Source organism: Streptomyces sp. H27-H1 (assembly GCF_026627445.1).
Lineage (GTDB): Bacteria > Actinomycetota > Actinomycetes > Streptomycetales > Streptomycetaceae > Streptomyces.
Genome location: NZ_JAPNLJ010000049.1, coordinates 1 through 16,830 on the forward strand (window position 1 = coordinate 1; position 16,830 = coordinate 16,830).

A 16,830-nucleotide genomic window follows, 5' to 3' on the forward strand; every position below is an offset into this window, starting at 1 on the left:
CTCCGAGGCCGTGGACTCGCTCTCGGCCGGCGCAGGTGAACCCCCGGGCAGTGTCGACCGCGAGCTGGCCCTGGCCGGGCTCTCGCTCCCGCTGCCCGACCTCGCCGACGACGTCCGCGCGGTCCGCCGCGCCTTGGCCGAGGGGCTGCTCACCGGCACCGACGTGCTCCGTCACAAGGTCCCGGCCGCCTGGGCCCTGGACCCGGACCAGTGGCTGGGCCGTGTCGACCACCCCGACCGCAACGACCTCCACACCCCGGTACTGGCGGCCGCGGCCGAGGCGGACCGGCTGTTCGCGGCGGCCCTCGGCGCCGACGCGGAGGCCTGGTGGCGGGCCGCCCGGGCACTGCCCGATTTCACCGGCACGCTCCCGGAGCTGCTCGCCGTCGTGATTCAGGGGGACTCCGTGTCCAATCGGCCCTGAGTTGCGGCAACAATGGTTCCATGAGCGACCGCCCATCCCCCCTTGCCGATCCGCACCTCCTCTTCGACCCCGCGGCCGGCCGGCGGGACATCGTCATCCTCGGCTCCACCGGGTCCATCGGGACCCAGGCCATCGATCTGGCCCTGCGCAACCCGGACCGGTTCCGGGTCACGGCCCTGTCCGCCGCCGGCGGCCGGGTCGCACTGCTGGCCGAGCAGGCCCGGCTGCTCCGCGTGAACACGGTGGCCGTCGCGCGCGAAGACGTCGTACCGGCCCTCAAGGAGGCGCTGGACTCCGAGTACGGCGCCGGTGAGCCGCTGCCCGAGATCCTCGCCGGACCGGACGCCGCGACCGAGCTCGCCGCCTCCGAGTGCCACACCGTCCTCAACGGCATCACCGGTTCCATCGGCCTCGCGCCGACCCTCGCCGCGCTGCGGGCCGGCCGGACCCTGGCCCTCGCCAACAAGGAGTCGCTGATCGTCGGCGGCCCGCTGGTCAAGGCCCTGGCGAAGCCCGGCCAGATCATCCCGGTCGACTCCGAGCACGCGGCGCTGTTCCAGGCCCTGGCCGCCGGCACCCGCGCCGATGTGCGCAAGCTCGTGGTCACTGCCTCCGGCGGGCCCTTCCGCGGCCGCACCCGCGCCGAGCTCGCCTCGGTCACGGTGCAGGACGCGCTCGCGCACCCGACCTGGGCGATGGGCCCGGTGATCACCGTCAATTCGGCGACCCTGGTCAACAAGGGCCTGGAGGTCATCGAGGCGCACCTGCTCTACGACATCCCGTTCGAGCGGATCGAGGTCGTGGTCCATCCGCAGTCGTACGTGCACTCGATGGTGGAGTTCACGGACGGCTCCACGCTGGCCCAGGCCACCCCGCCGGACATGCGCGGCCCGATCGCGATCGGCCTCGGCTGGCCCGAGCGGGTCCCGGACGCGTCCACCGCCTTCGACTGGACCAAGGCGTCCACCTGGGAGTTCTTCCCGCTGGACACCGAAGCCTTCCCGGCAGTGGGCCTGGCCCGGCACGTGGGCGCCCTGGGCGGTACCGCGCCCGCCGTCTTCAATGCGGCGAACGAGGAGTGCGTGGAGGCGTTCCTGGCCGGTCGACTGCCGTTCACAGCAATCATGGATACGGTCTCTGCCGTGGTCGATGAGCACGGGACCCCCACCGGGGGAACCTCCCTCACGGTCGCGGACGTCCTTGAAGCGGAGACCTGGGCCAGGGCCCGGGCACAGGAGATGGCGGCACGGGCCGCAGTGGAGGCGCGCGCATGACCGTACTGCTGACCTTGACCGGTGTGCTCGTGTTCGTGGTCGGGCTGCTCTTCTCCATCGCCTGGCACGAGCTCGGCCACCTCTCGACGGCCAAGCTCTTCGGCATCCGCGTGCCCCAGTACATGGTCGGCTTCGGCCGGACCATCTGGTCGCGCAGGAAGGGCGACACCGAGTACGGGCTCAAGGCCATCCCGATGGGCGGCTACATCCGCATGATCGGGATGTTCCCGCCCGGCGAGGACGGCAAGATCACCGCCCGTTCCACGTCGCCGTTCCGCTCGATGATCGAGGACGCGCGCTCGGCGGCGTACGAGGAACTGCAGCCGGGTGACGAATCGCGGCTCTTCTACACGCGCAAGCCGTGGAAGCGCGTGATCGTGATGTTCGCCGGACCCTTCATGAACCTGGTCCTGGCCATGGCGATCTTCTTCGGTGTGTGGATGACCTTCGGGGTCCAGCAGACGACCACCCAGGTCCAGACGGTCTCCGAGTGCGTCCTCAAGCAGAGCGAGAACCGCGAGGTCTGCAAGGACGGCGACCCGGTGGCCCCGGGCAAGGCCGCGGGACTGCAGGTCGGCGACAAGATCGTGGCCTTCGGCGGCAAGCGGATCGAGGACTGGAGCACGCTCCAGACGAGCATCCGCAACACCATCGGACCAGCCGCCCTCACCGTGCTGCGCGACGGCCGGGAGGTCGAGCTCCACGCGAACCTCGTGGAGAACCGCGTCGGCAAGACCGACGGCCACGGCGGCTACGTCAAGGGCGAGTACGTGTCGGCCGGCTACCTCGGCGTCGGCCCCAAGTCCGTGATCGCCCCGCTCACCTTCACCCAGTCCGCGGACCGGGTCGGGGAGGTCGTGCAGAGCAGCGTGCAGGGGCTGGCCCAGCTTCCGGGCAAGATCCCGGCCCTGTGGAACTCGGTGTTCAACGGCGCCGAGCGGGAGGCCGACTCCCCGATGGGCATCGTCGGCGCGGCCCGGATCAACGGCGAGATCGCGGCCCTGGACATTCCCGGCGAGCAGCGGATGTCGATCATGCTGAACGTCCTGGGCATGTTCAACCTCTCCCTCTTCCTGTTCAACATGCTGCCCCTGCTGCCCCTGGACGGCGGGCACATCGCGGGCGCCCTGTGGGAGTCGGTGCGACGCGGCTTCGCCCGGGTCTTCCGGCGGGCCGACCCGGGTCCGTTCGACGTGGCGAAGCTGATGCCCGCCGCGTACGTGGTGGCCGGAGTTTTCCTCTGCTTCACCTTGCTGGTTCTGGCCGCGGACGTGGTCAACCCCATTAAAATCACCTGATTGAACGATCGACGGAGCGTCGTACGCGTCATCCGTACCGCATCCGAACCGGAGCCGGGCACTCCTCGTGCCCGGCTCCCTACGTTCGGGTGGCACACCCCCTGCGATGCGCGGGAGACGTGCCGGTTGGCGTAATCTCGGACGCTGGAGCCCGCCGATCTCGGCACCTATTTCCACACCTTGGGGTTGCACAGAAGATGACTGCCATCTCTCTCGGAATTCCGGCCGTGCCGACGAAGCTCGCCGACCGCAGGGTCAGCCGCAAGATCCAGGTCGGCTCGGTCGCCGTCGGTGGCGACTCACAAATCTCCGTGCAGTCGATGACCACCACCAGGACCTCCGACATCGGGGCCACGCTCCAGCAGATCGCGGAGCTGACCGCTTCCGGCTGCGACATCGTCCGCGTGGCCTGCCCGACGCAGGACGACGCCGACGCGCTCGCCGTGATCGCGAAGAAGTCGAACATCCCGGTCATCGCCGACATCCACTTCCAGCCGAAGTACGTGTTCGCCGCGATCGAAGCCGGCTGCGCCGCCGTCCGCGTGAACCCGGGCAACATCAAGCAGTTCGACGACCAGGTCAAGGAGATCGCGAGGGCCGCCAAGGACCACGGCACCCCGATCCGGATCGGCGTGAACGCGGGCTCGCTCGACGCGCGACTGCTGAAGAAGTACGGCAAGGCCACCCCCGAGGCGCTGGTCGAGTCCGCGCTGTGGGAGGCCTCCCTCTTCGAGGAGCACGGCTTCAGCGACATCAAGATCTCGGTCAAGCACAACGACCCGGTCGTCATGATCAACGCCTACCGCCAGCTGGCCGCCCAGTGCGAGTACCCGCTGCACCTCGGCGTCACCGAAGCGGGCCCGGCCTTCCAGGGCACCATCAAGTCCGCCGTCGCCTTCGGCGCGCTGCTCTCCGAGGGCATCGGCGACACCATCCGCGTCTCGCTGTCGGCCCCGCCGGTGGAGGAGATCAAGGTCGGCCGCCAGATCCTGGAGTCGCTGAACCTCAAGCAGCGCCGCCTGGAGATCGTCTCCTGCCCGTCCTGCGGGCGCGCGCAGGTGGACGTCTACAAGCTGGCCGAGGAGGTCACGGCGGGCCTGGAGGGCATGGAGGTCCCGCTGCGCGTCGCGGTCATGGGCTGCGTCGTCAACGGCCCCGGTGAGGCCCGTGAGGCCGACCTGGGCGTCGCCTCCGGCAACGGCAAGGGCCAGATCTTCGTCAAGGGCGAGGTCATCAAGACCGTCCCCGAGTCGAAGATCGTCGAGACCCTCATCGAAGAGGCGTTCAAGATCGCCGAGCAGATGGAGAAGGACGGCGTGATGTCGGGCGAGCCGACGGTGGCGATCGGCGTCTAGTGCTGTGGCCGCGAGGTGCCGTGCCGGGCGCCGCGACACGGTGAACCTTCCCGGCCACAGCCCTAGCCCCAGGACCGAGCGCTTGGCTCCACAAGCGGGACACCGACGGGCCCGGGGCCGCGATGCGGCCCCGGGCCCGTCGGCCTGTGCCCCTGCGGGCGGGGCCCCGTTCCAGGCGTCGCCGAGGGGGCTCGAGGGCATCTCGAAGCGGCTCCGGGTACAGTGCGGAGATCAGCAGACTTGCATGGTGAGGCCCCAGTGTTGACGCAGACCACCACCCGGGTCCTTGAGCCCAGTGATCTTGACGCCGCGCTCGACATCCTCGGCCGCGAGCCGGTCGAGAACGCCTTCATCACCTCGCGGGTCCAGATCGCCGGGCTCGACCCGTGGCGCCTGGGCGGCGAGATGTGGGGCTGGTACGCCGACGGCGAGCTCCGCTCGCTCTGCTACGCCGGCGCCAACCTGGTCCCCGCCTGCGCCGGCCCCGAGGCCGTACGGGCCTTCGCGGACCGCGCCCGGCGTACCGGCCGCCGCTGCTCCTCCATCGTCGGCCCCGCCGCGGCCACCCGCCTGCTCTGGCAGATCCTGGAGCCCAGCTGGGGCCCGGCCCGGGACGTCCGCTCCCACCAGCCGCTCATGATCATCGAGCAGCCGTCCACCACGGTGACCACCGACCCCGGGGTCCGCCGGATCCGCAAGGACGAGATCGACCTGATCATGCCCGCCTGCGTGGCCATGTTCACGGAGGAGGTCGGCATCTCCCCGATGACCGGCGACGGCGGCCTGCTCTACCAGGCCCGGGTCGCCGAGCTGGTCGCCGCCGGGCGTTCCTTCGCCCGGATCGAGGACGGCAAGGTCGTCTTCAAGGCCGAGATCGGCGCGGCGACCTCCCGCGCCTGCCAGATCCAGGGCGTCTGGGTGGCCCCCGAGTTCCGCGGCCGAGGACACTCCGAGTCCGGGATGGCCGCCGTCGTCGCCTACGCGCTCCGGGACGTGGCCCCTGTGGCCAGCCTGTACGTCAACGACTACAACACCGCCGCGCGCGCCTCCTACCACCGGGTCGGTTTCCGCGAGGTGGGCGCGTTCATGAGCGTCCTGTTCTGACCGCACGGTCCGCCAGTAAGGTCGCCGCATGCTGCCAACCCCCGCGGGAGAAGACCCCGACCGGCCCGCCGGACTGCACGTCGGCCACCTCGACCTCGCCGCCCGGGTCGACGAGGCCCTGCGCGTCCAGGCCATGGCCTTCGGGCTCAGCGAGGAGGAGATCGGCATCCGGCGCTACATCGTCCAGCGCCACATGACCTGCCGCGGCGCCCGCGCGCTGGGCGCGTTCACCGAGGACGGGGTGCTCGCCGGGTTCGTCTACGGCATGCCCAACGACCGCACGCACTGGTGGTCCGGAGTCGTCGAGCCCTACCTGCGGGCCGACGGCCTCGAGGGCTGGCTCGAGGGCTCCTTCGTGATCACCGAGCTCCACGTCCACCCCGGGTTCCAGGGCGGGGGCGTCGGCCGCGCCCTCATCACCCGGATCACCGACACCGCCGCCGAGGAGCGCTCGATCCTCTCCGCGATCGACACCGAAAGCCCCGCCCGCGGCCTCTACCGGTCCCTCGGGTACACCGACCTCGCCCGCCAGGTCCACTTCCCGAGCGCGAGCCTCCCGTACGCCGTCATGGGCGCCCCGCTGCCGCTGCGCAGGCCCTGAATCCGTTTTCGCGGCCCCGGGAGCCACCGGTAGCCTCCCTTCATGTCAACGCAACACGTGCAGCGCATGTCCCGCCTCATGGCCAAGACCCTCCGCGAGGACCCCGCCGACGCGGAGACCCTCAGCCACCGGCTGCTCGTGCGGGCCGGCTACGTCCGGCGCAGTTCCGCCGGGGTGTGGAGCTGGCTGCCGCTCGGCAAGCGCGTCCTGGACAACGTCTCGCGCATCGTCCGCGAGGAGATGGACGGGATCGGGGCGCAGGAAGTGCTGCTCCCGGCACTGCTGCCGAGGGAGCCGTACGAGGTCAGCGGGCGCTGGTCGGAGTACGGGGACCTGCTGTTCCGGCTCAAGGACCGCAAGGGCGCCGACTACCTGCTCGGCCCCACCCACGAGGAGATCTTCACCCTGGTGGTCAAGGACCAGTGCACGTCCTACAAGGACCTGCCGGTCATGCTGTACCAGATCCAGACCAAGTACCGGGACGAGGCCAGGCCCCGCTCGGGCGTCCTGCGCGGCCGCGAGTTCCAGATGAAGGACTCGTACTCCTTCGACGTGTCCGACGAGGGCCTCGCCGAGTCGTACGCCCTCCACCGCGCGGCCTACCAGCGCATCTTCGAGCGGCTCGGCCTCGACCACCGCATCGTGTCGGCGGTGTCGGGCGCGATGGGCGGCTCGGCGTCGGAGGAGTTCCTCGCGCCCGCCCGGGCCGGCGAGGACACCTTCGTCGACTGCCCGTCCTGCGACTACGCGGCGAACACCGAGGCGGTCACCTTCGCCCTGACGCCGGCCGAGGGGGAACACGGCGCGCTGGAGGAGGTCCCGACCCCCGACACCCCCACCATCGAGACCCTGGCGGCGCACCTGGGCGTCCCGGCGTCCGCGACGCTGAAGAACCTCCTGGTCAGGGTCGACGGCGAGATCACGGCCGTGGGCGTACCGGGTGACCGGGAGGTCGACCTCGGCAAGCTCGGGGAGCACCTGGCCCCGGCCGTCGTGGAGCTGGTGACGGCGGAGGACTTCGCCGGCCGGCCCGACCTCGTACGCGGCTACGTGGGCCCGCAGGGCCTGGAGAAGGTCCGCTACCTGGCCGACCCCCGCGTCGCGCCGGGCACCTCCTGGGTGACCGGGGCCAACAAGCCCGATACGCACGCCCGGAACGTGGTCTGCGGGCGGGACTTCGAGGTGGACCGCTACCTGGACGTCGTCGTCGTCCAGGAGGGCGACCCCTGCCCGTCCTGCGGCTCCGGGCTCCGCCTGGACCGGGCCATCGAGATCGGGCACATCTTCCAGCTCGGCCGGAAGTACGCGGACGCGTTCGGACTGGACGTCCTCGGCAAGGAGGGCAAGCCGGTCCGGGTCACCATGGGCTCCTACGGCATCGGCGTCTCCCGCGCGGTGGCCGCCCTGGCCGAGCAGACGGCCGACGAGCGGGGCCTGTGCTGGCCCGCCTCGGTGGCTCCGGCGGACGTGCACGTGGTGGCGGCGGGCAAGGCGGTGCCGCTCGCCCTCGCGGAGTCGGCGGCCCAGTCCCTGGCCGAGGCGGGCCTGCGGGTCATGCTGGACGACCGCCCGGGCCTTTCGCCCGGTGTGAAGCTCACGGACGCCGAACTCATGGGCGTCCCGTGGATCCTGGTCGCGGGCCGCCGCTCGGCGGACGGCGTGGTGGAACTCCAGAACCGCGCGACGGGCACCCGGGAAGAACTCCCCCTCCCGGAAGCCCTGACCCGCCTGACGTAGCCGCCCCCCGAACGCCGCAAGGCCTGGCCCCTAGGGGGGCCGGGCCTCTATCCAGCCTCGCCAGGGTGCCTCTCCCAGCGGTAGCTGGAGGAGTTTGAGGCGCGGGCGCGGGCGGGGGGTCTGGGGTGGAGCCCCAGGGTCTGTTCAGCCCGTCCGGCGTTTGAGGACCGCGGTCCGGGCAGCGCCCGGGGAACGGTGGAAGGGGCTCCGCCCGCGCGGCGGACTACCCGGGCGGCCCGTCCGGCTCCGCCGGGGGCGACGGCGGCGCCCCGGCCGGGGGCGACAGGGGCACGGGCCCAGGCACGGGCCCGGCCGCCGGCGTAGCCCGCTCCAGGAAGCGCAGCAACTCCACCGGAAACGGAAGAACCAGCGTGGAGTTCTTCTCCGCGGCAACGGCAACGACCGTCTGGAGCAGCCGCAGCTGAAGCGCCGCAGGCTGCTCCGACATGACCTCCGCCGCCTCGGCGAGCTTCCTCGAGGCCTGGAGCTCCGCATCCGCGTTGATGATCCGCGCCCGCCGCTCCCGGTCGGCCTCCGCCTGCCGGGCCATCGACCGTTTCATCGTCTCCGGGAGCGATACGTCCTTGATCTCCACCCGGTCGATCTGGACGCCCCACCCCACCGCCGGACTGTCGATCATCAGTTCCAGCCCCTGGTTGAGCTGCTCCCGGTTGGACAGCAGATCGTCCAGGTCGGACTTGCCGATGATCGACCGCAGCGAGGTCTGTGCCATCTGGGAGACGGCGAAGCGGTAGTCCTCGACCTCGATGATCGCGTTGGCCGCGTCCACCACCTTGAAGTACACGACCGCGTCCACCCGCACGGTGACGTTGTCCCGCGTGATCCCCTCCTGGGCGGGCACCGGCATCGTGACGATCTGCATGTTGACCTTGCGCAACCGGTCGAAGACCGGGACCACGAAGGTGAAACCGGGCCCGCGGATGCCGTCCCGCAGCCGGCCCAGGCGGAAGACCACGCCCCGCTCGTACTGCTTCACCACCCGGGCGGCGGCGCCCAGGTAGGCCACGATCCCGACGCCCGCGACGGCGCCGGCTGTCAGCAGTTCCTGGACCATGGCGGCCTCCTGCCGGGCGGCATCCCCCACAGGGGTTATGCCCTACAACCAGCCCGCGAACTCCAGCAGCAGCTCGGCGTCCTGCCGTCGACCGGCGGCCAGCGCCCGGTTGCCCGATTCGACCGCCCGGAACAGCGTCCAGCCCCGCAGCCGGTCCCGGTCCACTTCCAGTGCGTCGGCCAGCTTGTTCACCCGGCGCCGGGCGCCCGAGGCGCCCGCCGAGGAGGCCATCTGGTCCTCCAGCCGGTCCCGTACCAGTCGCGCCAGGTCGTACGCCCGCTCGCCGACCATCGGGTCGGGGCCCACCGCCAGCCACGGCGCCCGCTCGCCGGCGAGGACCTTGCCCTGCCGGAAGTTCCCGTGCAGCAGCAGATCCTCGGCCGGCGCCGCCGTCAGCTCCTCGCGGGCCGCGAGCGCCGCCGAAGCCAGCTCCGCCAGCTCCGGGGGAGCCTTGCGCAGGACCTCGGCCTGCGCGGCCGTCCGCTCGGTGACCGTCTCCCAGCCGTGCGCCGGCTCCGGGGCCACCCACAGCCTGCGCAGCGTCCCGCAGGCCTCCAGGAGCGCCTTGGCCTCCGGCAGCGACCGCAGCGAGACCTCGGGGTGCAGCCGCTCCAGCAGCAGCGCCCCGTCCTCCTCGTGATGGCGCGTGTCGAGGACCCGTACCGCCCCGAACCCGCCCCAGTGCGCCAGTGCGGCCAGTTCCCGGTCGGGCCGGAGCGCCGCCGGGGCCAGCTTCAGCGCGGCCGGGGTTCCGTCGGCGTACCGGACGAGGACGACCAGGCTGGTGCGGCCGCCGGGGGCCTGCACCCGCTGGGCCTGTACTCCACGCCGGGCCAGCGCGTCCTCGGCCAACCGGGGGAGCTGCCCCAGCCAGTCCGAGACGTGCGCCGATTCCGGCAGCTCGCCGAGCGCCCGTACGAGCCGCTGCGGCGGTTCGAAAGCCATGCGTGCGTGGTCCCTTTCAGCCGTACCCGGGCTCGTCGCGCATGATTGCGCGCTAGGTCCGCGGTGTGTCCGCGCGTTCCGTGAGCCCAGGGAAGGCTACGCCGACACCGCGCCAGCGTGCCGCGCGCACGGCCGCGGCGCTCAGCGCGTCAGCCGCCTCACGGCGCAACTGGCCCTCGGCGGCGCGCACCAGATCGGAGTACGCGCCCGCCACCCGGTCCTCGATCCCTGCGGCCAGCCGCTCGGCGTCGGCGGGCGTGCGCACGGTGAACGGCAGCGTGTAGGCGGCCTCCGAAGGGCGGGGGGAACCGCCCAGCCCGCGCACGGCGCGGGCGAGCGCGTCGCGGCGCGCGAGGTGCTCGCCGTGCGCCTCGCGGGCCTCCGCGGAGCGGCCGGCCGAGGCCCGGGCCCCGATCACGCCGTAGCCGTACGCGGCCGCGTGCTCGGCGGCGAGCGCGGCCTGCGCGGCCTCCAGGACCGGGCCGGCGGAAGAGGGCGAGGGGGTCACGAGGCGGCTCCCGGGGGCGAGGTCAGCAGGTACGCGTGCACGTGGCCGCAGGCCGCCACCGAGGCCAGCATCCGGGCCAGCTCCCCGGGGGCGCCGGCCAGGGAGATCGTCCGGGCCTCGGCCAGGCTCCGCTCGGCGTCCGCGAGGGCGGCCAGCGCTTCGGCGGGCGCGGCGGGCACCGGCTCGGCGGCGGGGGCCCCGGCGGTCACCGGGGCGGAGCCGGCCGGAGCCGGCCCGGCGGCCGCGGCGGATGGGGACGCGGACGGGGAGGGCGCGGGGGACCCCTCGCCGGCGAGGGCGGCGGTGTGCGCCGCGACCGAGGCGCGCAGCGGGGCGAGGCGCTGCGCCAGGGCCGGATGGGCGGCGGTCGTCGCGTCGTAACGTTCCAGCAGACGCCCGCTCTCACGAACGGCCGTCTCGCGCATCCGCCGTTCGAGTGGAACCTCAGGGTCCGCGACGGGCGGTCCCCCGTCGGAGCAACCGCTGAGCAGCGCGGCGCCGGCGATGCCCGCGGCACCGGCGAGCAGGCCTCTTCGCGACGGCAGGGTCGAGGGCACGGAGACGTCCTTGGGGTGATGGCGGGCAGGTGTGATCACGGTACCCGGGGCCCCGTCCACAGCGCGGACGGCAACACCCTCCGCGACCGGATACCCTTTGACCTGACGCACGACGGAAATCACAACAGCACACGCGGCCGAGGAGTCACCCGGATGAGCACCACCCAGAGCGACAGGCTGCGCGCATTGCTGGAGCCGCTCGTCGCCGCCAAGGGCCTGGACCTCGAGGAGATCGAGACGTCCAAGGCGGGCAAGCGCCGGATGCTGCGCATCATCGTGGACTCCGACGACGGCGTGGAGCTGGACGCGTGCGCCGAGCTGAGCCGTGAGGTCTCGGACCTGCTGGACGAGACCGACACGATGGGCGAGGACGAGTACGTCCTCGAAGTGAGCTCGCCGGGCGCGGACCGCCCGCTGACCGAGCACCGTCACTACATCCGGGCGATCGGCCGGCTCGTCAAGTTCCAGACGTCGGACGGCGGGGAAGTGATCGCCAGGATCCTCGACGTCGACGACGAGGGCGTGGACCTCGAAGTCCCGGGCGTGAAGGGCCGCAAGGCGACCGCCCGCCGCATCGCGTTCAACGACATCGCCAAGGCGCGTGTCGAGATCGAGTTCAACCGCAAGGACAAAATGGAAGAGGAGGCGTAATCGTGGACATCGACATGAGTGCCCTACGGGGTCTGGTCCGGGAGAAGGAGATTTCCTTCGACCTGCTCGTCGAGGCGATCGAGTCGGCCCTCCTCATCGCGTACCACCGCACCGAGGGAAGCTTCCGGCGCGCACGCGTCGTGCTCGACCGCTCCAACGGTCACGTGATCGTGTGGGCGACCGAGGACCCGAGGGACCTGGAAGAGGGCCAGGAGGCCAAGGAGTTCGACGACACCCCGTCGGACTTCGGCCGCATCGCCGCGACGACCGCCAAGCAGGTGATCCTCCAGCGTCTGCGCGACGCCGAGGACGACCTGACCTTCGGCGAGTTCCTGGGCCGCGAGGGTGATGTCATCACCGGCGTCGTGCAGCAGGGCAAGGACCCGAAGAACGCCCTCATCGACATCGGCAAGCTGGAAGCCATCCTGCCGGTGCAGGAGCAGGTGCCCGGCGAGGAGTACACGCACGGACTGCGCCTCAAGGCGTACGTCGTGCGGGTGGCGAAGGGTGTCCGCGGTCCGTCCGTGACCCTGTCGCGCACCCACCCGAACCTGGTGAAGAAGCTGTTCGCGCTGGAGGTCCCGGAGATCGCCGACGGCAGCGTCGAGATCTGCGCGATCGCCCGTGAGGCCGGTCACCGTTCCAAGATCGCCGTACGGTCCACCCGCTCCGGCCTCAACCCGAAGGGCGCCTGCATCGGCCCGATGGGCAGCCGTGTGCGCAACGTCATGGCCGAGCTGCACGGCGAGAAGATCGACATCGTCGACTGGTCGGACGACCCGGCGGAGATGGTCGCGAACGCCCTGTCACCCGCCCGGGTGAGCAAGGTCGAGGTCGTGGACTGGGACACCCGCTCCGCGCGGGTGACCGTCCCCGACTACCAGCTGTCGCTGGCCATCGGCAAGGAGGGCCAGAACGCCCGCCTCGCCGCCCGCCTCACGGGCTGGCGCATCGACATCCGTTCCGACACCGAGCAGCCCTCGGACGGGGACGACCGTGATCGCGGCGAGCGCCGGGACGACCGGCGGGACGACCGCCGCGACGACCAGCGCGGGGAATAAAACCGCTACCGCCCGGAGCTGTCCGGGCGGTACACAGGAAGCGGCAGGGACGACAAGAGCCCTGCCGGACGTGCACGGATGTCCGCCACCGAGGTTTCGGAGGCGGGACCCGGCACCGCAGACCACAACGACATCCGTTCGATTTTTCACCCGAAGGGGTGAGGTCGGTGCGGGGAGGTAGACTTAAGCGTGTCTGGCCGGACGCAAGCCCGCGCATGCCCCGAACGCACCTGTGTGGGGTGTCGGGAGCGAGCGGCCAAGAGCGATCTGCTGCGCATCGTGGCGGTCGGTGACAAATGTGTCTCCGATCCTCGCGGTACGCTGCCCGGCCGGGGTGCCTACGTGCACCCCGCCGTGGTCTGCCTCGACCAGGCGGTCCGCCGTAGAGCGTTCCCCCGGGCCTTCAGGTCCGCAGGACCGCTCGACACGGCGGATCTGCGAGCCGCGGCCGATCAGACCGAGGCGACACCGTAAGCAGTAGTACGGCACGGGTTTCACCGTGCGGTCAGGTACCTCGCGAGTTGGAAGTAGGTCGAGATTGCGATGAGCACCCCTCGATGAGTACGCGATGAGTACGAGCATGAAGTAGACACGGTCCGGCGTAACCCGGACCTAAAAGGAGCGAAGTGGCTAAGGTCCGGGTATACGAACTCGCTAAGGAGTTCGGAGTTGAGAGCAAGGTCGTCATGGCCAAGCTCCAGGAACTCGGTGAGTTCGTCCGTTCGGCGTCCTCGACGATCGAGGCGCCGGTCGTACGCAAGTTGACCGATGCTTTGCAGGGCCCCGGCGGCAACGCCGGCAAGCCCGCTGCGAAGCCGGGTGAGCCCCGCAAGGCCGCCCCCGCCAAGCCCGGGGTTCCCACCCCGGGTGCTGCACGTCCCGCTGCCCCGAAGCCCGGCGCCCCGGCCCCCAAGCCGGTCGTTGCCGAGGCCCCGGCCGTCAGCGCCCCCGCCCCGGTGACCCCGGCCGCCACCGGCGGCCCCCGTCCCGGCCCCAAGGCTCCGGCCGCCCCGAAGGCTGCTCCGGCGGCTCCCGTGGCGACCGAGTTCTCCGCGCCTCCGGCGGCTCCGGCCGCCGCGGCCCCGGCGCGGACCGACCGTCCCGCCGGTCCCGGCGCGACCCCCGGCCCGCGTCCGGCGCAGCAGCAGCGCCCCGCGGCCCAGGGTGGCCAGGCAGGCGCCCGTCCCGGCGCCCCGCGTCCGGCAGGTGCCGCTCCGGCGCGCGCCGAGCGTCCCGCCGGCCCCGGTGCTCAGGCACCGCGTCCGCAGGGCGCCCGTCCGGCCGGTCCCCGTCCGGGCAACAACCCGTTCACCTCTGGTGGCTCCACCGGCATGGCGCGCCCGCAGGCGCCCCGTCCGGCCGGCGCTCCCCGTCCCGGCGCCCCCGGCGCCGACCGCGGCCAGGGTGGCGCTCCGCGTCCACAGGGCGGCCCCGGCGGCGCTCCGCGTCCGCAGGGTGCCGGTGCCGGTCGTCCGACCCCGGGCGGCATGCCGCGTCCGCAGGGCGGCGCCCCGCGTCCCGGTGGTGCTCCCGGTGGTAACCGTCCGAACCCGGGCATGATGCCGCAGCGTCCCGCTGCCGGTGGTCCCGGTCCCCGTCCCGGCGGCGGCCCCGGTGGCCGTGGTCCCGGTGCGGGCGGTGCCCGTCCCGGCGGCGCCGGTGGCGCGGGTCGTCCCGCGGGCGGCGGCTTCGCCGGTCGTCCGGCCGGTCCGGGCTCGCGTCCCGGCGGCGGTGGCGGCTTCGGCGGTCCCCGTCCCGGTGGTGGCGGCTTCGGCGGCGGTCCGGCTGGTGCCGGTGGCGGCGGTCGTCCCGGCTTCGCAGGGCGTCCCGGTGGTCCCAATGCCCGTGGTGGCACGCAGGGTGCCTTCGGCCGTCCCGGCGGTCCGGCGCGTCGCGGTCGCAAGTCCAAGCGTCAGAGGCGCCAGGAGTACGAGGCCATGCAGGCCCCGTCCGTCGGCGGCGTGATGCTGCCCCGCGGCCACGGCGAGACCGTTCGCCTGTCGCGTGGTGCTTCGCTCACCGACTTCGCGGAGAAGATCAACGCCAACCCGGCGTCGCTCGTCGCCGTGATGATGAACCTCGGCGAGATGGTCACTGCCACGCAGTCCGTCTCCGACGAGACCCTCGAAATGCTGGCCGGCGAGATGAACTACACGGTTCAGATCGTCAGCCCGGAGGAAGAGGACCGCGAGCTCCTCGAGGGCTTCGACATCGAGTTCGGCGAGGACGAGGGCGGCGAGGAATTCCTCATGCCGCGTCCGCCGGTCGTGACCGTCATGGGTCACGTCGACCACGGTAAGACCCGACTGCTCGACGCCATCCGCAAGACGAACGTCATTGCGGGCGAGGCCGGTGGCATCACGCAGCAAATCGGTGCGTACCAGGTCGGTACCGAGGTCAACGGTGAAGCGCGCAAGATCACCTTCATCGACACCCCGGGCCACGAGGCGTTCACCGCCATGCGTGCCCGTGGTGCCAAGTCGACCGACATCGCGATCCTCGTGGTCGCGGCCAACGACGGCGTGATGCCGCAGACGATCGAGGCGCTCAACCACGCCAAGGCCGCCGGCGTTCCGATCGTCGTCGCGGTCAACAAGATCGACGTCGAGGGTGCAGACCCGGTCAAGGTGCGCGGTCAGCTCACCGAGTTCGGTCTGGTCGCCGAGGAGTACGGCGGCGACACGATGTTCGTCGACATCTCCGCCAAGCAGGGTCTGAACATCGACTCCCTGCTCGAGGCCGTCGTCCTCACCGCCGACGCCTCGCTCGACCTGCGTGCCAACCCGGAGCAGGACGCTCAGGGTATTGCGATCGAGTCCCACCTCGACCGCGGCCGCGGTGCCGTTGCCACCGTCCTCGTCCAGCGCGGTACCCTCCGCGTCGGCGACACGATGGTCGTGGGCGACGCCTACGGCCGAGTGCGCGCCATGCTCGACGGCCAGGGCAACAACGTCGAGGAAGCGGGTCCGTCGACCCCCGTCCTGGTCCTGGGTCTCACCAACGTCCCCGGCGCCGGCGACAACTTCCTCGTCGTCGACGAGGACCGCACGGCCCGTCAGATCGCCGAGAAGCGTGCTGCGCGAGAGCGCAACGCCAACTTCGCCAAGCGCGTCCGCCGGGTGTCCCTGGAAGACCTCGACTCGGTCCTCAAGGCCGGTCTCATCCAGGAACTCAACCTCATCATCAAGGGCGACGCGTCCGGTGCGGTCGAGGCTCTCGAGTCCTCGCTGCTCCAGCTCGACGTCGGCGAAGAGGTCGACATCCGCGTCCTGCACCGCGGTGTGGGTGCGGTCACCGAGTCCGACATCTCGCTGGCGATGGGCTCCGACGCCATCGTCATCGGTTACAACGTCCGTGCGGCCGGCCGTGCCGCGCAGATGGCGGACCGCGAGGGTGTCGACGTCCGCTACTACTCGGTGATCTACCAGGCCATCGAGGAGATCGAGGCGGCCCTGAAGGGTCTCCTCAAGCCGGAGTACGAAGAGGTCGAGCTCGGTACGGCGGAGGTCCGCGAGATCTTCCGCTCGTCCAAGCTGGGCAACATCGCGGGTGTTCTCATCCGCTCCGGCGAGGTCAAGCGCAACACCAAGGCGCGGCTCCTGCGCGATGGCAAGGTCATCGCCGAGAGCCTCACCATCTCCGGTCTGCGCCGCTTCAAGGACGACGTCACCGAGATCCGCGAGGGCTTCGAGGGTGGTATCAACCTCGGTTCCTTCAACGACATCAAGATCGACGACGTCATCGCGACGTACGAGATGCGCGAGAAGCCCCGCGCGTAAGCGCGAGGCGGTTCGCACCGTGTCGTAGGTAGCTGTAACACCGGGGCCGGTCGGCGGAATATCCGTCGATCGGCCCCGGCCGTTGCGTGTACGGTTCTGATGACCCTGCCGCGCGACGGCCGGCAGGCCACCGAACCCGCACCGGCGGGATATCCGGAACTGCATGTACGTGGGGACTCTGTCCTTCGATCTACTCCTCGGCGACGTTCACTCGCTGAAGGAGAAACGCTCCGTCCTCCGGCCCATCGTGGCCGAGCTCCAGCGCAAGTTCTCTGTGAGCGCGGCTGAAGTGGGCGACCAGGACCTGCACCGCAGGGCCCTCATCGGGGTCGCTCTGGTGAGTGGGGACACGGGGTTCCTCTCGGATGTACTGGACCGCTGCGAGCGGCTGGTCGCGGCACGTCCGGAAGTGGAGCTGCTGTCGGTACGACGGCGGCTCCACGGTGATGAAGACTGACCGC

At 71.5% G+C, this 16,830-nt stretch carries 16 protein-coding genes; 12 read left to right on the plus strand and 4 right to left on the minus strand.

Annotated features, from left to right (window positions below):
* From OTB20_RS34445 to OTB20_RS34475, 7 genes are all read left to right on the plus strand, one after another.
* The coding region (locus tag OTB20_RS34445; RefSeq protein ID WP_267823648.1) for a hypothetical protein at nucleotides 1–424 on the plus strand (424 nt) is incomplete at its 5' end.
* A gap of 20 nt (nucleotides 425–444) precedes the next feature.
* Nucleotides 445–1,698, plus strand: coding sequence for a 1-deoxy-D-xylulose-5-phosphate reductoisomerase (gene dxr, locus OTB20_RS34450; RefSeq protein WP_267823650.1), 1,254 nt, complete (start codon nucleotides 445–447; stop codon nucleotides 1,696–1,698).
* Nucleotides 1,695–2,996, plus strand: coding sequence for a M50 family metallopeptidase (locus OTB20_RS34455; protein ID WP_267823652.1), 1,302 nt, complete (start codon nucleotides 1,695–1,697; stop codon nucleotides 2,994–2,996). Before dxr ends, OTB20_RS34455 begins: the two co-directional genes overlap by 4 nt.
* Before the next feature lie 197 nt (nucleotides 2,997–3,193).
* Nucleotides 3,194–4,351: a flavodoxin-dependent (E)-4-hydroxy-3-methylbut-2-enyl-diphosphate synthase gene (gene ispG, locus OTB20_RS34460; protein WP_267758463.1), complete on the plus strand. Its 1,158-nt coding sequence runs from the start codon at nucleotides 3,194–3,196 to the stop codon at nucleotides 4,349–4,351.
* A gap of 258 nt (nucleotides 4,352–4,609) precedes the next feature.
* A complete protein-coding gene (locus tag OTB20_RS34465) occupies nucleotides 4,610–5,455 on the plus strand; it encodes a GNAT family N-acetyltransferase (protein ID WP_267823654.1) in 846 nt (281 codons plus the stop codon).
* Nucleotides 5,456–5,483: 28 nt separating this feature from the next.
* Complete coding sequence (locus tag OTB20_RS34470; protein WP_267823655.1) at nucleotides 5,484–6,056, plus strand: GNAT family N-acetyltransferase; 573 nt, start codon at nucleotides 5,484–5,486, stop codon at nucleotides 6,054–6,056.
* Between the two features lie 42 nt (nucleotides 6,057–6,098).
* Complete coding sequence (locus OTB20_RS34475) at nucleotides 6,099–7,793, plus strand: proline--tRNA ligase (RefSeq protein ID WP_267823657.1); 1,695 nt, start codon at nucleotides 6,099–6,101, stop codon at nucleotides 7,791–7,793.
* A gap of 223 nt (nucleotides 7,794–8,016) precedes the next feature.
* Here the strand turns inward: OTB20_RS34475 and OTB20_RS34480 are convergent, their stop codons facing one another.
* From OTB20_RS34480 to OTB20_RS34495, 4 genes are read right to left on the minus strand one after another with little or no spacing between them, the layout of a single operon-like run.
* Nucleotides 8,017–8,868, minus strand: a complete 852-nt coding sequence (locus tag OTB20_RS34480) for a slipin family protein (RefSeq protein ID WP_267823659.1) — start codon at nucleotides 8,866–8,868, stop codon at nucleotides 8,017–8,019.
* Between the two features lie 42 nt (nucleotides 8,869–8,910).
* The gene (locus OTB20_RS34485; RefSeq protein ID WP_267823661.1) at nucleotides 8,911–9,813 is read right to left on the minus strand and encodes an aminoglycoside phosphotransferase family protein; all 903 of its coding nucleotides are present in this window, start codon (nucleotides 9,811–9,813) and stop codon (nucleotides 8,911–8,913) included.
* Between the two features lie 52 nt (nucleotides 9,814–9,865).
* The gene (locus OTB20_RS34490; protein ID WP_267823663.1) at nucleotides 9,866–10,321 is read right to left on the minus strand and encodes a ferritin-like domain-containing protein; all 456 of its coding nucleotides are present in this window, start codon (nucleotides 10,319–10,321) and stop codon (nucleotides 9,866–9,868) included.
* Nucleotides 10,318–10,878 carry a hypothetical protein gene (locus OTB20_RS34495; RefSeq protein ID WP_267823664.1) on the minus strand — a complete coding sequence of 187 codons (561 nt, stop codon included), beginning with the start codon at nucleotides 10,876–10,878 and terminating at the stop codon, nucleotides 10,318–10,320. Before OTB20_RS34495 ends, OTB20_RS34490 begins: the two co-directional genes overlap by 4 nt.
* 153 nt (nucleotides 10,879–11,031) lie before the next feature.
* Here OTB20_RS34495 and rimP point away from each other — a divergent pair, with 153 nt between their 5' ends.
* The 5 genes from rimP (at nucleotide 11,032) to OTB20_RS34520 (ending at nucleotide 16,826) form a co-directional block, all read left to right on the plus strand.
* Complete coding sequence (rimP, locus tag OTB20_RS34500) at nucleotides 11,032–11,529, plus strand: ribosome maturation factor RimP (protein WP_267758454.1); 498 nt, start codon at nucleotides 11,032–11,034, stop codon at nucleotides 11,527–11,529.
* A 2-nt stretch (nucleotides 11,530–11,531) separates the two neighbouring features.
* Nucleotides 11,532–12,590, plus strand: a complete 1,059-nt coding sequence (gene nusA, locus OTB20_RS34505) for a transcription termination factor NusA (protein ID WP_267823666.1) — start codon at nucleotides 11,532–11,534, stop codon at nucleotides 12,588–12,590.
* 189 nt (nucleotides 12,591–12,779) lie between these two features.
* Complete coding sequence (locus OTB20_RS34510; protein WP_267823667.1) at nucleotides 12,780–13,064, plus strand: YlxR family protein; 285 nt, start codon at nucleotides 12,780–12,782, stop codon at nucleotides 13,062–13,064.
* A 152-nt stretch (nucleotides 13,065–13,216) separates the two neighbouring features.
* Entirely contained in the window at nucleotides 13,217–16,369 is a 3,153-nt protein-coding gene (infB, locus tag OTB20_RS34515) for a translation initiation factor IF-2 (protein ID WP_267823669.1), read from the plus strand.
* A 163-nt stretch (nucleotides 16,370–16,532) separates the two neighbouring features.
* Nucleotides 16,533–16,826, plus strand: a complete 294-nt coding sequence (locus tag OTB20_RS34520) for a DUF503 domain-containing protein (RefSeq protein ID WP_267823671.1) — start codon at nucleotides 16,533–16,535, stop codon at nucleotides 16,824–16,826.
* The last annotated feature ends 4 nt before the right edge of the window (nucleotides 16,827–16,830 follow it).

What these genes read in the sequence shown, in the direction of transcription:
- ispG (WP_267758463.1), top strand. Translation starts at nt 3,194, where the DNA reads ATGACTGCCATCTCTCTCGGAATTCCGGCCGTGCCGACGAAGCTCGCC.
- dxr (WP_267823650.1), top strand. Translation starts at nt 445, where the DNA reads ATGAGCGACCGCCCATCCCCCCTTGCCGATCCGCACCTCCTCTTCGAC.
- OTB20_RS34475 (WP_267823657.1), top strand. Translation starts at nt 6,099, where the DNA reads ATGTCAACGCAACACGTGCAGCGCATGTCCCGCCTCATGGCCAAGACC.
- OTB20_RS34455 (WP_267823652.1), top strand. Translation starts at nt 1,695, where the DNA reads ATGACCGTACTGCTGACCTTGACCGGTGTGCTCGTGTTCGTGGTCGGG.
- OTB20_RS34485 (WP_267823661.1), bottom strand. Translation starts at nt 9,813, where the DNA reads ATGGCTTTCGAACCGCCGCAGCGGCTCGTACGGGCGCTCGGCGAGCTG.
- OTB20_RS34470 (WP_267823655.1), top strand. Translation starts at nt 5,484, where the DNA reads ATGCTGCCAACCCCCGCGGGAGAAGACCCCGACCGGCCCGCCGGACTG.
- OTB20_RS34520 (WP_267823671.1), top strand. Translation starts at nt 16,533, where the DNA reads ATGTACGTGGGGACTCTGTCCTTCGATCTACTCCTCGGCGACGTTCAC.
- OTB20_RS34480 (WP_267823659.1), bottom strand. Translation starts at nt 8,868, where the DNA reads ATGGTCCAGGAACTGCTGACAGCCGGCGCCGTCGCGGGCGTCGGGATC.
- rimP (WP_267758454.1), top strand. Translation starts at nt 11,032, where the DNA reads ATGAGCACCACCCAGAGCGACAGGCTGCGCGCATTGCTGGAGCCGCTC.